This is a genomic window from Sorangiineae bacterium MSr11367 (assembly GCA_037157805.1).
Classification (GTDB): domain Bacteria; phylum Myxococcota_A; class Polyangia; order Polyangiales; family Polyangiaceae; genus Pendulispora; species Pendulispora rubella.
The window spans coordinates 9,296,931-9,312,280 of the sequence record CP089983.1; the positions used below are offsets into that span (position 1 = coordinate 9,296,931).

Genomic DNA, 15,350 nt, shown 5'->3' on the forward strand with positions numbered 1-15,350 from the left:
CCTCTCGTGGATCCATTTCATCGTCTTGGCCTCATCCTCTGCGGAGCACGTCGCACGTATTTCTCGTGCGTGTGTGCCCTTGTCTTTCTTTCGTCTACGGGTCACGCGCAACTGCGGGTGCACGTGCGCGGTGCCGCAAAGATCGACGCGAGGGCTGCGCGTCAAAATGGAGCGCTCGTCCTCTCGGGCACATTAAAGGACGATCTCGGTCAGGCCCTCGCCGGAGAGACCGTGTCCGTTTCACTCGCGCGCGTCCGCAGCACGGGAGATCAACCCCGAAGTGAGGATGCGGTGAGCCTGGAAGGTGAGCAACGTCCCACCGGGTGTGAGGATCCACCGACGCGCCCCCCCGCCGACAGCGCGGGTGCGCTGAAGGTCGACGATGCAGGACGCTTCTGTGCGCGCTTTCCATTGCCGGCCGATCACTACGTCGCGCACCTCTCCGCGCAAGGTTCGTCACTTCTCGAAGGGGCGAAAACGGATCTCGAGATCGATCTCGCCAAACGCTCCATCTCGCTTCGTTTCGATCCCGCGCCGCGTTCGCTGATGATCGATGCAAGCAGCCTCGCGATCGATGCCGTGGCAACGATCGACGAGACGGAAGGCGGCTCCCTCGCGGGACGCATGCTCGCATTGCGCAACGAGAAGGACGCCGCGCTCGGTTATGCGAGCACCAACGCCGCCGGGCGCGTGCACTTCGTCATCGATCCGAAGAAGCTCGGTGCGCCGGGTCCCGGCGAGCTTCACCTCTCGTACGCGGGCGACGTCGACACCAGCACCGGAATGCACACCATTCCCATCGAGCGGCACACGCACGTCACGCTGTCGGTCGATGTCGCGGGCAACGCGACCATCACCGGCATCCCCGAGGATGGCATCCCCATCGATGTGCACGCGAAGATCCGCGGGGCGGGCGATGCCACCGGAGGAAGCGTGGAGGTTCGCCTGGGCGAGCACGTCGTCGGCGCCGCGCCCGTGGAGAATGGACACGCGCACGTCGTCTCGAGCTTCGTATCGCCGGAGACATCGAACGCGATGCTCTCGGTGCGCTACCTGCCCGATGCACCTTGGTACGAGCCGGACGAACCGCTCTCCGTGATGGTCGCGCTCCAAGGTCCGAGCCCGCTGCGGCAACTGCCGCTCGCGATCGCTGGGATCGCCGTTGCGGCGTTCTTGGTGTTGGGAAGGCTGGGACGGCGCACGGCGCGCACGCTCCCGCCGCGCGAAGCCAAGGCGCCCGCGGAGCGACCGGCCGAGGCACGACTGGACGTGGTGCGTCCGGCCAGCGCAGCTCACCCGCGTAGGTGGACCGGTCGCGTGATCGACGCACACCATGGGACGCCCATCGCCGATGTGCGGGTGGTCATCGAACATGCCACCTTCGGCCAGCGCGAGCTCGCCGCCAGCATCACCACCGATGAGGAGGGACGCTTTACCCTCGATGCAAACCGCATCGAACAAGATGCGCGTTTGGTGGCCGAGGGGCCCTTCCATTCCGCCTTCCGTCAAAAGCTACCGCCTGCCGGTGAAATCGAGATTTCCCTCGTATCGCGCAAACGGGCCCTGCTCGATCGGCTGATTGCCTGGGCGCGCGTGCGGGGCCGGCCGTTCGACCAGCGTCCAGAGCCGACCCCTGGGCACGTGCGCGACGTCGCCGGTGCCGATTTCGTGACGGCGCGCTGGGCAGAAGCGGTCGAACACGCGGCGTTCAGTGCTGAAGACGTGGACGCGCGGGGCGAAGAGGACATCGAGAAAATGGCCCCCACGGCCGCTCCCGCCTCGAAAGGCCGGGCGGTGAAGCTGGACATCCCCCCCGCGCAGCAAACTCAGGTCAACCCCGCCCCATCCTTAGGACCTACACCCCCCCGTGGAGGGAAGCTCGACTACCGCAGGCGGGGGGAAGGTTAGGCGGGCGATCTTTTCGCGGGCCTTAACAAATTGACCGGGGGCAGTGGGGGTTCCTATAGTCGCAACCCCGGGGCCAGCATCAGCAAGACCTGGCACGACGGGACGGAGCTTCAACGTAGCCATGGAATGGATCATCGCCGTCGTCGTTGTCGTCGCGATAGCGGCGCTTCTCTTTTTCTTCCGCAGCAAGAAGGCCCCCGAGGGCAAAGCCACCGGTGAGTCTCGCGAAGAGCCCACCAAGCGGCTCGAGCGCCCGGCCAACCTTCGCGACAGCGGTGCGCCTCCCAAAGCAGGCCCCGGGGCGAAGGCAAAAGCCAAAGGCGAGAAAGCCGAACCCGCGGCGAAGGCCGAACCGGCACCCGCGAAGAAAGCGCCGACGCCGCCCCCCGTCGCTGAAGAGCTTTCGCAAACGGATCTCGCGCCCGCCGACTCGGTGCGGCCGGAAGCAGCCAAGCCTGCCAAGCGCGACGTCGCGGGGATTCGCAAAGGCCTCGCGGCAACGCGAACGGGCTTCATTGCTCGCCTGACGGCGCTGTTCGTCGGCAAGAAAGAGATCGACCCGGCCATCTTGGAGCAGATCGAAGAAGTCATGCTTACGAGCGACGTAGGCGTCAAAACGACGCAAACGGTGCTCGAACGTCTGCGAGAGAAATTGAACCGCAACGAGCTTGCTGATCCTGAAGCCGTTTGGGCAGAACTTCGCGCGGAAGCGATGCGCATTCTGTCGCTCGACGGCGGGCCGCTTCGTTTTCCGACCAAGCCGTCGGTTGCGATGATGGTGGGCGTCAACGGTGTGGGAAAAACCACGACCATTGGCAAGCTCGCAACGAAGTACGCCGGCGAGGGGAAATCAGTTTTGCTGGCCGCAGGTGATACGTTTCGTGCGGCTGCGGTGGCCCAGCTCGAAGTGTGGGGCAAGCGCGTAGGTGCGGAAGTGGTGAAGGGCAAAGAAGGCTCGGATCCTGGCGCGGTGGCGTTCGAAGCGACCACCAAAGCCAAGGAGGCGCAAATCGACCTTCTGCTCGTCGATACGGCTGGGCGCCTTCACACCAAAACGCCACTTATGGATGAAATTAAGAAAGTGCGCAAAACGATCGCGAAAGCGATGGATGGCGCGCCGCACGAGATCCTGCTCGTTCTGGATGCGACGAACGGACAGAATGCGCTTAGCCAAGCAGCATTGTTCAAAGAAGCTCTCGACCCCACGGGTATAATCTTGACCAAGCTCGATGGCACCGCGAAAGGAGGCATCGTGCTGGGGATCTGCGACGAGTTGAAACTACCTGTAAGATACATCGGTCTGGGTGAGCGCGCGGAAGACCTCCGTGAGTTCTACCCCGACGAATTCGTCGAGGCTCTCTTCGGCAAACCGGATGAAGAAGCAAGAGCAGCGTGATCGCGAATAGTCGTTGATTGGCTGAATTTGCACATGCTATAGTCGTGTACACTTTAGCCGTAAGCCTGATTCCCCAATATTTATAAGCAGTTAAGTTGCTCGGTTGGCACTTTTGAAAAAGGCCAAACGGTTATTCGCAAGTTAAGTTGCGTGCGGATGCGGCTCCCGCGACAGCGGGGGCAAATGTGAGCGGGGTCCCGCTATGGCGGGATAAACCTGACAGGGGTCACGATGAAGCAGGCTAGGCCCGCGGACGTCCGGGCAAATCAATGTCGAAGGCCGCAGAACATGCGGGAGAGACCTAACCTGGTGAGGGCCACACGGTGGCTTCTTACGGGTGCGCTCACCGCCGGGCTCGTGCTGTCCGCATCCAACGCGATGGCGCAAAAGAAGAAGCCCGGCGGTAAAAAGCCTGCAGCACCGCCTGCGGGTGCACCGGCTGGCGCGCAAGGAGGTGCGGTCGAACTCGATCAGCCTGCGCAACCAGCTACGCCCCCACCCGCCGATGGCTTGGAACTCGATTCGCCCCAGCCAGGCGCGCAGCCCTCTGCGCAGCCAGCCGCACCGACGGCAGGAGCCACGGGCGGCATCTGTGACATCGATCCTTCGGCGTGTCCGAAGCCGGAAGACGTCAAAGCGGCGGCCAAGAAAGACGTCAAAGCGGAAATCTATGCGGTGCAACAGATTTACGCACTGCGCGCACGCCGCTTCGAGTTCAATCCGTATTTCGGATTTACGCTCAATGATCAGTTCGTGAGCCACCCGGGTCCGGGTCTGGCGATCAACTACTATCTCACGAACGTCCTCGCGATCGGTTTGAACGGTAATTTGTACACCGGGTTGAACAGCGACTCGCAATTCAACTTCGAAAACCGCCGCGCCACACACGTCGCCGCGCCGCTGAATGAATATCAGTTCTCTGCAGCGCTGAATTTCACGTACGTGCCGATGTACGGAAAGTTTGCGGCGTTCGGAGACTTCATCTTCCACTACGACGCATACGTAGTGGGCGGTGTCGGAGCCATCTCCACGCGGCCGATTCCGGTCATCGACCCGGACAATCGAAAATTCGATTACGAGATGAAGCTCGCGGTCAACTTGGGCCTCGGGTTGCGCATCTTCCTCAATCGTTGGTTTGCGGTCACGGCGGAAGTTCGGGACTACATCTTCAACGAGAAACTCGAAAACCTCACCGTCGCCGCCGGATCGGCAGCATCCGACAAAGGTACTTGGTTCGGCGACAACCAGATCACCAACAACGTTCAGGCCCAAATCGGTGTGAGCGTCTTCATTCCCTTTAGCTGGGACTACCGGTTGCCCAAATGAGAGCTCTTTTTGCGCGGTTGGCGGGCGTTGCGGCTCTCGCGGGCACGCTCATGGCGAGCACGGGGACCGCAGAAGCCCAAGAGATTCAGATCACCGGACCGCTCGCGGGCAAGCCGCCCGTCATGGATCTGCGGCGCTATCGCGAAGGTCGGTTCGAGCTTGCTCCCACGGTTTCGTTCACGTTCCTCGACGAGTACCGGCGAACGATCTTCCTCGGCGGGCGCCTCCAGTACAACATCAAGGACTGGATCGGCATCGGCGTCTGGGGTGCGTACGGAGTGGGCAGCATCACCACGGACTTGACCGATCAGATCGATCAGAAGGCGAAGCCGCGTGGCTCGCCGCTCACGTCGAGCAACGTGACGCCGGGCAGCTTCGGCGACCAAGTCGGCAAGTTGGAGTGGATCGCAGCCCCGCAGATCACGCTGGTTCCCTTCCGCGGCAAGCTGGCGATCTTTCAGAAGATCTTCGTCGACACGGACGCCTACATCCACGGCGGTGTGGCCTTCGTGGGCTTGAAAGAGCGCGGCGACTGTGGCGGTGGCGGAGGGCAGCCGGGTTGCACCGAAGCACGCTCGTTCGACCTCGCGTCGCGCACGGCCATCGCGCCGACGTTCGGCTTGGGTCTCTCGTTCTACATGAACAAGCTGATGTCCCTCGGCTTCGAGTACCGCGCCTTCCCCTTCTCATGGAACCGCGGCGGCTTCGATTCACGCGGCACCGGCAACAACGGCGAGTTCCCGGACGACAAGGTGAACAGCGAAGATCGCACCTTCAAGTTCAATCAGATGATCACCATCGCCCTGGGCTTCCACTTCCCCACGAGCCCGAAGATTCGGTAGCCATCACCGCTGCCAACGTGCAAACGCCGGCGTCTCTCACGAGATGGCCGGCGTTTTCGCATTTCGAGATTCGAGAGAATTCACAGGAAGACGGGAAGACGGGAAGGTTCTGAGGTTTCCAGTCGGCCCCGTAGGCCCACTGAAAACTCCAAAAAAAGCGTTCCGCGGCACGCGCGACGAACGACCTTCCCGTCTTCCCGTCTTCCTGTAAATTCTCTTCTTCGCTCTACCGCTTGCGGACTTTGCCTGTGGCGTCGATCGAGTAGCCAGGCGGGAGCGACTTGCGCATCGAATCGCGTTGCTCGTCGGGGATGGACCATCCGGTGGCGACGAAACCGTCGGCGAGCTTGTTCTTGATGCGGAAGCTCTCTTCGTCGATGAAGAGCGAGACGAGGGATGGCGTCGCGGCGTCGTCGCCTTGGGCGAACGTGGTGGCGACGGCGTGGAAGCGCGCGGTCTCGTTCACGTCCTCGAGGAAGGGCTGAACGGCTTCGCGGATCTTCGCGTGCTTGTAGTCTTCGAGTGCGGCGAGCAGCTGAATCTTCGGGTCGACGAACTTCGCGTACTCGGTGTCCCAGCGCGCGAGCCAGGCGAGAAGCTCCTCGACGAAGAGCTCTTCGGAGAGCAGCTCTTTCAGGATCCTCATCGGCCAGGAAAGGCTCGCGGCCTTGGCGGAGAATGCGCGGATCGGCTCGATGGCGAGTTCGCCCGCGCCGATGATGCCCTCGAACGCCGTGTCTTTCTCGTCCTGATCCGTGATGGAGGGGTCGATCGTGAACGTGAACCGCTTCAGCAGCGCGGCCGCAGCCTCCCCCGTTTTCATCTCGGCGAGGGCGGCGATGGCCTCTTGGCGGTCGTAATTCTGTGCCCGCTTGTCACCGGCCCGCTCGGCCCACTTGGCGGCCGCGGCCGCTTTGGGGTCCTTCTTTTCGCCTTTTTCCTTCGAGCCGGCCTTGAATAGATCGAACAAACCCACGACGTTCTCCTCGAAACAGATCCCGCTTGCTAAGAGCGCAACCTGTTTAGCACCCTACGGATTCCAGCGGGCGCAAAGTTGGGCCCACCGGCTCGCCGCCAGGCGAAGCCGGCTCCTCTTCAAGACCGTGGGTGAGTCAACCGACCTTCCCCAGGTTTAACCCAGAGGAATCGCCAGCAGGGTGACCTCGCGCCCGCGGAGTTGGACGCGGTAACGGACAGGCTTGCCGTATTTCTGCGAAGCCTCCTGCTCCATGCCCTGAATGCGCTGCCGGAAGGTCTGATCGGTGATGTGCTCGACGGCCTCGCCGAGCTGGCGCTTGGCCGCGATGTACTCGCGGTAGATGCGCGCGTAGTACTGCTCCGCAGGCTCGGAGGCGAGCTGCTGCAGGGCCACGTTGTCGAGCTGGCGCTCGTCGACGGACATGGCGTCGTTGAAGTTCGACGCCGTGGGGGCCTTGGAAACACGGCCTTCTTCGTCGGTCGTGTCCTCCTCGATGCCCATGAGTTGGTTCAAGAGCTGGTCGATGCGGAACGCGAGGCCACCCAGATCGGGGTGATCGAGCTGGAAGCGCTTGTCCGCCTGCCCGTTGAGGATGGCGAGCAAGCCCTCCTCGAGCACGGCGATGGGCTGCGTGATGTAGTTGCCGAGCAACCAGCCGCCCACGACGACGAGGACCAAGCCGAGCAAGGTCACCCCGAAAATCCCGGGCAAAATCAGGCCGTTCACGTTCTCGATGAGCGACGCGGGGCGCGCGGAGATGACGACGGCACGCTTGCCATCGCCAAAGCCCTCCAGCACGGCGGCGGCGATGATGGTGTCGCCCACCAGCTGCGCACCGACGCGCCCGGCGGTGAGCGCGTTTTTGACGGTGTCCTTGGCGTCGCCGTTGATGGCCGTGTTGATGTTTTCACCACCGGCGGCGGCCGCTGCGATTTGCAGGGCATTTCCCTGCGGGGTGACCAAGCGCAAGGCGCGCCCCGTCGTGGCGTCACTTACGCGCGAGAGCTCGTCGTTCAGCGTGAAGCCGGCGGCGATGGCGCCCACGACCCTGCCCTGCGCATCCCGCACCGGGGCGTAGGAGGCGAGGTACTGGTCGTTTCGCTCGGCTTTGGCCCACGCGTCGGAACCGCTCTGGCCGTTGGTAAGCGCCGTTTTCAGGCCCTCGTAGGCGGCGGCGTAGTCTTCGCCCCGGCCTATGTTGGTGCCGTTGCGCCCGATGCTCTTGCCCTGGGCGTCGATCAGGACGACCAGGGAGGGCACGGCGCCGGCAAACACCGGCGACTGCTTGGCGGCGCTCAGGATGGCATCGCACAGATTCGTGGCCGCATCGCCCCGGGCTACGGGACTCGCTTTCGCTAGGACCTCGAGTGTGGCAGGCTCAGAGGCCTTGCCGGCCAGCCACCTTTCCATGCGCAGCCCATCGAGCTGCAGTCGCGCCGATGCCGCCTGCGCGTCGCGCTTGGCCTCGGCCATGATCTGGGTGGGATTTCCAGCCGCCGAATCCAGTGCTTTTCGCACCAGAACGAACGTCAGAAGCCCGACCAAAAGAACGATAACCGCGTTGACAGCGATAATCTTGGTTCGCATTCGCCCTCGGACCGCGAGTGCGCCGGGCTGCTCCCGAACGCATTTGGACGCTATCATTCGCGTCGGGACGGCCGCAACTGATGTGAGCAAGACCAGGGACGATGGCTGAGCAAAAAGAAATCCACCCCAAGGCGAATGACGTTTCTGGCCCGGCTTCTCGTCGACTCCACGGCTCGAGTCTTCTCCTGGACGATCCGGTCTACGAGGAGCACGTACCGCTGGCCTACCACCCCGAGCGGCCCGAAAGGCTGCGCGCCGCACGTGCGGCGCTGGAGCGGCCCGGTGTTCGCTGGACCCACGTGCAGCCCCGCGATGCGACCGACGAAGAGCTGCTTCGGGTGCACGAGCCCGAGTACCTGAAGTCCCTCACCGAGCTGCGCGGGCAGCGGGCCTACCTGGACCCTGATACGTACGTGTCGGAGCGGAGCGTGGGGGCGGCGCGCAAGGCCGCCGGTGGTCTCGTGTCGATGGTGGACGCGCTGATCGACGGGGATTGCCCGCGTGGGGTCGCGCTTTTGCGGCCGCCGGGGCACCACGCGCGCGCCTCGCAAGCGATGGGCTTCTGCTTGCTCAACAACGTGGCCGTGGCCGCCGCGCATGCGCGGGCACGCGGCCTTTCACGGGTGGCCATCGTCGATTGGGACGTGCACCACGGAAACGGGACGCAGGAGATTTTCTACCGCGACCCGAGCGTGCTCTATCTCTCGACGCATCAGTACCCGTTCTATCCGGGCACGGGCGCGGCGGACGAGCGTGGCGAGGGCGAGGGCCAAGGCTACACGGTGAACGTGCCGCTGCTCGCGGGTGGTGGCGATGGCGTCTACCGCGCGGCGTTCGAGCGGGTGATTTTGCCGGTGCTCGAGTCGTTCAAGCCGGAGCTGGTGCTGGTGAGCGCGGGCTTCGACGCCGCCAAGCGCGATCCGCTCGCCGAGATGGAGCTCACGTCGCGCGCGTTCGGTTGGATGGCGCATGCGCTGGCAGCCCAGGCGAACGCGAGCGCCAAGGGGCGCATCGCGTTGGTGCTGGAGGGCGGCTACGATTTGGTCGCCGTGGAGGCCGGGCTCGCCGCGGCCATCGACGGGGTGGTGCGCGGCGACAAGGTGGACATCCCACGTGCACCCGACGCCATCGACATCGCGCGGGCCGCGGAGACGCTGCGCGAGGATTGGCCGACGGTCGACTAGAAGCTCCCGCTGAGCAGGGGGAAGGTCATCGCGCCCGTCGAAGCGGGAACGCGGCTCGGTTCGGGCGTGCGCCACGAGAACGACGACACGTGCTCCGCGATGCTGCGCTCTCGCTCGGTGACCGTGACCTTGGGCTGGTGGGCGCCGACGGCCAACAAGACGGCGCCGGTGACGATCACGGCGACACCCGCGCCGACGATGATGCCGTCCACCGTTTGCCGAAGCTTCTGGTCTTGCTCGCACGAGGAGCTCGTCGAGTCGTCGTATATGCAGCGGAGGCTGTCGACGAAGAAAAGGACTGAGCCGACCGTCGCCGCGATGCTGCCGGACACCAAGCCAAAGATGCCCAGGCCGATGAAGACTGGTCGCTGACCATTGGGGTGGATGCTGACGTCTTGTTTGTGCTGCGGGTTGAGGAAAAATGGCTCGCCCACGGGGACGATGCGAACGCCCCGCTCCGTGGCGGCGGCGGAGGGCTGGCGCACCGATGCGGCCTCGAGCTTCGTGGAATCCACCGGGGCCTCCTCGCGCGTCAGCCGATAGGTTCCCGCCGGCACCTCGCGATCGCACCCCGAGCTACACGCGAGCTCCCAACCTCGAAGCGTCTTTCGTTCGAGGCGCGTGGCGCCATCGTCGAGGTGAACGCGAACACCTTGCGGCTCTTGCCCGTACGCAACACACGGAGAGAGCACCATCCCAGCGGCCAGAAGCCATGCACAACGATCCATGCGTATGCATGTGCCTCACGCCACGCGCACTTCCAAATGACGCCAAATGACTTCAGCTCGTGCGCAGTCGCTGGGACAGGACGTTGCCGAGCCACTGGATGGCTTGGACCATGATGATGAGCAGGGCGACGGTGACGGCCATGACCTTCGTGTCGAAGCGTTGGTAGCCGTAGCGAATGGCCAGATCGCCCAGGCCACCCGCGCCCACGGCGCCCGCGACGGCGGAGTAGCTCAGGAGGCTGATGATGGTGATGGTGACGCCCAACACCAGGGACGGGAGGGCCTCGGGGATGAGGACTTTGTAGACGATTTGCCCTTCGGTGCAGCCCATGGCCTGCGCCGCTTCGATGAGGCCGCGATCCACTTCGCGAAGCGACGTTTCGCAGACGCGCGCGAAGAAGGGCACGGCGGCCAGCGTCAGCGGCACGATAGCCGCGGTGGTGCCGATGGTGGTGCCCACGAGCAACCGCGTGAACGGGATGACCGCGACGAGCAAGATGATGAACGGCAGCGAGCGGCCGACGTTCACGATGGCACCGAGCACCCGATTCAACCACGGGGCCGCGAGCAAACCGCCACGCTCCGTGAGGATCAGAAGAACCCCCAACGGAAGGCCGAACAGGACGGTGAGCAAGGTCGACGCGCCCACCATGTAAAACGTGTCGAGCGTGGCTTCCCACAACATCGACAGCATCGTGTCGATGCTCATGATTCCACCGTGAAGCCGGTTCGTTCCTGCAAGAAACTCCGCGCTGCGGCGGCGTCGGGACCGGACAGCTCCAAGAGCAAACGCCCCACGCGCTTGTCGCGCACCGTCTCGATCCCCCCGCCGAGGATGTTCACGCCGACGTCGAACTTGCGCAGGAGCGACGAGAGGATCGGCTCCTCCGCGGCGGTGCCCACGAAGGTGATGGTCGCAAAGATGCCACCGTTCTTCTGCTGGGGAGGAACGATGCGCGGGAAGAACTCGTGCGCGATCTCCGAGCCGGGCTGCACGACCAAATCGTCGACGAGGCCCTGCTCGATGACGCGGCCATCGCGCAGGACGGCCACGCGATCGCAGATGTGTTTCACCACGGTCATCTCGTGCGTGATGAGCATGACGGTGAGCCCCAGGCGGCGATTGAGATCGCGCAGCAGGTCCAAGATGGATCGCGTGGTCTGCGGATCGAGCGCGGAGGTGGCCTCGTCCGAGAGAAGAACCTTGGGCTCGCACGCGAGCGCCCGCGCGATGCCGACCCGCTGCTTTTGCCCGCCCGAGAGCTGCGCGGGGTAGGCGCTGGCCTTGTCCGAGAGGCCCACGAGGGAGAGCAGCTCCTTCACACGCTTGTCCCGCTGCGGCTTCGGCTGGCCGATGACCTCCAGGGGAAACGCGATGTTGTCGGCCACGGTGCGCGAGCGGAGCAAGTTGAAGTGCTGAAAGATGATGCCGATCTGCTGGCGCGCTTTGCGAAGCCCCGCCGCGTCGAGGGTGGTGAGCTCCTGACCGTTGACGATGACCGAGCCCGACGTGGGGCGCTCGAGGAGGTTCACGCAGCGGATGAGCGTGCTCTTGCCGGCACCGCTCTGGCCGAGCACGCCAAAGATCTCACCGACGGGAACGTGAAGGCTCACGTCGTCGAGCGCTTTCACGATGTGATCGCCCGTTCCGTAGACTTTGCGGATGTTCTGAAATCGGATCACGGGTCAACCGTTGTACAAGATTCGCTAAACGAGCGAGACGTCTATTTTAGCGAACGCGCGGCGTTCTCTTGCGGGAGGAGGGCCGCGAGGAGAAAATCGTTGGTCGGGGTGGAAACGCCGGCTTCCTTGCCGAGTCGTACCACTGCGCCGGTCAGGTTGCCGAGTTCGGAAGGGCGCCCGGCGATGATGTCGCGGTACGTGGATGCGTTCGCTTCGGCCGGGAGCGCATCGACGAAGGCCAAGGTGCGGGTCACGGCGTCGTCCGAGAGACGGATGCCACGTGCGCGGGCCACGGCGGCGATTTCCTCCATGGCGCGGGCGAGCAGCGCGCGCGATTCCGGGACCGAGCGAAAGACACCGGCAAAGGAGCGGGTGACCGCGCCGACGGATCCCATGGGCGCGAGGAAGAGGAGCTTTTCCCAAAGGGCGGCGTCGATGTCCTCGGAGATCTTCGTGGTGATGTTCGCCTTCATGAGCTCGCCGGCGAGGCGCTCGACGGTGGCGCGTTGCGCGGCGGTGCGGGCGCCGAGGGTCACGACGGGCTGGGGCTTCATCCATTGGATGACGCCAGGGCCCCCGATCCAGCTCAGCATGTGGCAAAGGCTGCCGAGAACCGGCTCGTCGCCGAGCGCCCGCGCGAGCGTGGGGACGGCATCGACGCCATTTTGCAGAGGGACGATGGCCGACGCCGCGCGAATGCGGGGAGCCATTTCTTCGACCTGCCACGCTTTGACGGTGACGAGCGCGTAGTCGACCTTGCCGAAGGCTGCGGGATCTTCTCCCGCGCGAATGCGTCCCTCGACGCGGAGCGTCTGCTCTCCGTCGGGACCGCGCAGGACGAGGCCCTGCTCCTTCATGGCGGCGAGATGTGCACCGCGGGCAACGAAGGCGACATCATGCCCTGCCAGGCCGAGAAGGCCACCGAGCAGACCGCCGACTCCGCCCGTTCCAACGATTAAGAATGAGCTCATTTTGGAGGGTTCCTGGGGCTTAGATCGAATCGATCTTGGACACCGGGAAGAGGTTTAGCGTACCAGAGAGGCGGGTGCCGCCACTATGATCCATCTGAAGACCGACGCCGAGATCGCGAAGATGCGTGAGGCTGGACGCATCGTTCACGCGGTGCTCGATGCGCTTGAAGACGCAGCTCGTCCCGGCGTTTCGACGTGGGAGCTCGATCAAATCGCCGACCGCGAGCTGACGCGGGCCAAAGCGCGTTCCGCGTTTCGTGGGTACCGCCCCCGCGGGATGACCCCCTACCCCGCCGTCATCTGCGCCTCGGTGAACGAGGTGGTGGTGCACGGGATCCCGAACAAGCACACCGTGCTGCGCGATGGGGACATCCTCAGCGTCGACTTCGCGTGCTTCAAGAACGACTACTGCGCCGACGCCGCGCGCACCATCGCCATCGGCAACGTGAACGCCGCAGCGCGCGATCTGCTCGAAACGACGCGCACGTGCCTCGAGCACGCGATTCAAGCCACGCAGCCGAACGCGCGCCTCGGCGACGTAGGCTGGGCCGTCGAGCAACACGCGCGCGGCAAAGGCTATTCGCTAGTGCGCGACTTCGGAGGCCACGGCATCGGCCGCGCGATGCACGAGGAACCCAGCGTCGCCAACCACGGGCCTGCAGGGCGCGGTGTGCGTCTCACTCCCGGCATGGTGATCGCGATCGAGCCGATGGTGAACGCGGGGGCGGCAAGCATCCGCACCCTCAACGATGGCTGGACGATCGTGACCAAAGACCGCAAATGGTCCGCGCACTTCGAGCACACCGTGGCCGTCACCAAGGACGGCCCCGTGATTCTCACGCTACCGTAGGCACTTATTCGCGCTACATTTCGCGATCGATGAGTCTGCAGCAGCTTCGCTATTTCGTGGCGGTCGCCGAGGAAGAACACGTGGGCCGCGCGGCGGAGCGTTTGCGCATCGCGCAACCCGCCCTGAGCCGGCAGATTCGCAACCTGGAGGCGGAGCTCGGGACGACGTTCTTCGAGCGAACGCCGCGCGGGATGCGGCTCTCGTCGTCGGGCGCGGTGTTCCTTCCGCATGCACGGGCCATCCTCTCGTCGATCGAATCGGCCACGGCGGCCATTCGATGCGGCACGGGGAGTGCTTGATGCTCGGGCATGCGCCACGAGAATCTTATTGCGAGGTCATCGTTGTGCGTGATGAGCGCGCTGCTCATGGCCTGTCCTTTTCCAACGCGCCCCGCGCCGCCCGAGGTGCCCCCCGAACCTGGCGTGATGCCGCAGCGTCCGCCGACGGAGGTTCCCTCCGCACAGAAGCCCTCGCCCCAGACGGAATCCGCTCCCACGGTTCCGAAGGCTCGATGATTGTTCTAGGCTGGGCTGGGTGAACGCTCAGCGAAGGCTCGTCGTCGTCGGGCAAGCGATGTTCACCGGCTATGTGCTCCCGGAATCCGGGAGCCTTTCCGTGGGCCGTTCGGAAAAGAGCGACGTGCGCATCGAGGATGAGTCCATCTCGCGCAAGCATGCTCGGCTGCATCTGGGCACGGGCATGGTGGAGATCGAGGATCGCGGGAGCGTGAACGGCACGCGGGTTCGCGGAGAGCGGCTTGCGCTCGGGCAACGCGTGCGGATTCTGCCGGGCGAGGCATTTCACATCGGCAACGTGATGGTGGTGATCGTCGCGGACGGCGACGCGCCGCGCCAGCGGCTGCAGTCGAGCCCGGACCAAGTGGAGACGCGCCGGGCGCACGCGGGCACACAGACGGGCGCGCGGGAGCCGGCGGCGCGCGCAATGCACGTCATCGAGGATCCCGCGATGCAGGCGCTCTACGAGATGGCTTCGCGCATCGCGGCGGGGAACATCCACGTGCTCGTGCTGGGCGAGACGGGCGTAGGCAAGGAGCTCGTCGCCGAGACGATCCACGAGCGATCGCCCCGGCATGCAGGGCCGTTCGTGTGCCTCAATTGCGCCGCCCTTTCGGAGCAGCTGCTCGAGGCCGAGCTTTTCGGCTACGAGCGCGGCGCCTTCACGGGCGCCGTGCAGAGCAAACAAGGGCTGCTCGAGTCGGCGCACGGCGGCACGGTGTTTCTCGACGAAGTGGGCGAGATGCCCATGACGTTGCAGGCCAAGCTGCTGCGCGTACTGGAGTCCCGACAGCTGCTGCGCGTCGGTGCGGTGCGGCCGCGCGAGGTCGACGTGCGCTTCGTGGCCGCGACCAACCGGGACCTGCAGGTGGCCATTCAGGAAGGACGATTTCGGAGCGATCTGTTCTTCCGCCTCGGCGGGGCCAAGCTGATGATTCCGCCGCTGCGGGAGCGCGCCGTGGAGATCGAGCCGCTGGCCAAGGCCTTTGCGCAGCGCGCGGCGCGCGATCTGGGGCGGGCGCAGGCTCCGGCGTTGAGCCCGGAGGCGCTGAACCTGCTCCGCGCGTACCCATGGCCGGGCAACGTGCGCGAGCTGCGCAACTTCGTGGAGCGTGCGGTGCTCCTTGCCGATGGGCCGTGGCTCGCAGCGGAGCATTTTCCCATCGCGGAGATGGCCGCGTTTCTGCCAACGCGGGTGCCGAAGATCGAGCCGGCCCCACCGAGCGAGGCATCGCCCGCGAGCGAACGAGAGCACATCCTCGAGGTGCTGCGCGCGTGCGCGGGGAATCAGTCGCGCGCGGCGAAGGTGCTGGGCATCGCACGGAGCACCTTGGTGGCACGCCTCGACAGCTACGGCGTTCCGCGCCCGCGAAAGACGTAG

14 protein-coding genes are annotated in these 15,350 nt (G+C 64.9%); 8 read left to right on the forward strand and 6 right to left on the reverse strand.

Features of this window, described 5'->3' with window-relative positions:
* Positions 1-6 precede the first annotated feature (6 nt).
* The 4 genes from LVJ94_35660 (at position 7) to LVJ94_35675 (ending at position 5,472) form a co-directional block, all read left to right on the forward strand.
* Entirely contained in the window at positions 7-1,908 is a 1,902-nt protein-coding gene (locus LVJ94_35660; protein ID WXB02241.1) for a hypothetical protein, read from the forward strand.
* A gap of 121 nt (positions 1,909-2,029) precedes the next feature.
* Complete coding sequence (ftsY, locus tag LVJ94_35665) at positions 2,030-3,304, forward strand: signal recognition particle-docking protein FtsY (protein ID WXB02242.1); 1,275 nt, start codon at positions 2,030-2,032, stop codon at positions 3,302-3,304.
* 288 nt (positions 3,305-3,592) lie between these two features.
* Positions 3,593-4,630 carry an outer membrane beta-barrel domain-containing protein gene (locus LVJ94_35670; GenBank protein ID WXB02243.1) on the forward strand — a complete coding sequence of 346 codons (1,038 nt, stop codon included), beginning with the start codon at positions 3,593-3,595 and terminating at the stop codon, positions 4,628-4,630.
* The gene (locus LVJ94_35675; protein ID WXB02244.1) at positions 4,627-5,472 is read left to right on the forward strand and encodes a hypothetical protein; all 846 of its coding nucleotides are present in this window, start codon (positions 4,627-4,629) and stop codon (positions 5,470-5,472) included. The genes LVJ94_35670 and LVJ94_35675 overlap by 4 nt, the downstream gene beginning before the upstream one ends.
* Before the next feature lie 226 nt (positions 5,473-5,698).
* Here LVJ94_35675 and LVJ94_35680 read toward each other — a convergent pair whose 3' ends face one another.
* Together LVJ94_35680 and LVJ94_35685 are read right to left on the reverse strand one after the other, a co-directional pair.
* Positions 5,699-6,448, reverse strand: coding sequence for a HEAT repeat domain-containing protein (locus LVJ94_35680; protein WXB02245.1), 750 nt, complete (start codon positions 6,446-6,448; stop codon positions 5,699-5,701).
* 156 nt (positions 6,449-6,604) lie between these two features.
* Positions 6,605-8,038: a cache domain-containing protein gene (locus tag LVJ94_35685; protein ID WXB02246.1), complete on the reverse strand. Its 1,434-nt coding sequence runs from the start codon at positions 8,036-8,038 to the stop codon at positions 6,605-6,607.
* Between the two features lie 101 nt (positions 8,039-8,139).
* On the opposite strand from LVJ94_35685, the gene LVJ94_35690 reads away from it, so the two are divergent.
* Entirely contained in the window at positions 8,140-9,222 is a 1,083-nt protein-coding gene (locus LVJ94_35690; protein ID WXB02247.1) for a histone deacetylase, read from the forward strand.
* Here LVJ94_35690 and LVJ94_35695 read toward each other — a convergent pair.
* From LVJ94_35695 to LVJ94_35710, 4 genes are read right to left on the reverse strand one after another with little or no spacing between them, the layout of a single operon-like run.
* Positions 9,219-9,950: a hypothetical protein gene (locus tag LVJ94_35695; protein WXB02248.1), complete on the reverse strand. Its 732-nt coding sequence runs from the start codon at positions 9,948-9,950 to the stop codon at positions 9,219-9,221. The two genes, LVJ94_35690 and LVJ94_35695, sit on opposite strands and share 4 nt — an antisense overlap.
* A 52-nt stretch (positions 9,951-10,002) precedes the next feature.
* Positions 10,003-10,659, reverse strand: a complete 657-nt coding sequence (locus LVJ94_35700) for an ABC transporter permease (protein ID WXB02249.1) — start codon at positions 10,657-10,659, stop codon at positions 10,003-10,005.
* Positions 10,656-11,633 (reverse strand): ATP-binding cassette domain-containing protein, encoded by a 978-nt coding sequence (locus tag LVJ94_35705; GenBank protein ID WXB02250.1) that lies wholly within the window; start codon positions 11,631-11,633, stop codon positions 10,656-10,658. Before LVJ94_35705 ends, LVJ94_35700 begins: the two co-directional genes overlap by 4 nt.
* Positions 11,634-11,674: 41 nt before the next feature.
* Entirely contained in the window at positions 11,675-12,604 is a 930-nt protein-coding gene (locus LVJ94_35710; GenBank protein ID WXB02251.1) for a 2-dehydropantoate 2-reductase, read from the reverse strand.
* 85 nt (positions 12,605-12,689) lie between these two features.
* Here LVJ94_35710 and map point away from each other — a divergent pair, with 85 nt between their 5' ends.
* The 3 genes from map (at position 12,690) to LVJ94_35725 (ending at position 15,350) form a co-directional block, all read left to right on the forward strand.
* A complete protein-coding gene (gene map, locus LVJ94_35715; protein ID WXB02252.1) occupies positions 12,690-13,454 on the forward strand; it encodes a type I methionyl aminopeptidase in 765 nt (254 codons plus the stop codon).
* Between the two features lie 29 nt (positions 13,455-13,483).
* The gene (locus tag LVJ94_35720; GenBank protein ID WXB02253.1) at positions 13,484-13,753 is read left to right on the forward strand and encodes a LysR family transcriptional regulator; all 270 of its coding nucleotides are present in this window, start codon (positions 13,484-13,486) and stop codon (positions 13,751-13,753) included.
* A 235-nt stretch (positions 13,754-13,988) separates the two neighbouring features.
* A complete protein-coding gene (locus LVJ94_35725; protein WXB02254.1) occupies positions 13,989-15,350 on the forward strand; it encodes a sigma 54-interacting transcriptional regulator in 1,362 nt (453 codons plus the stop codon).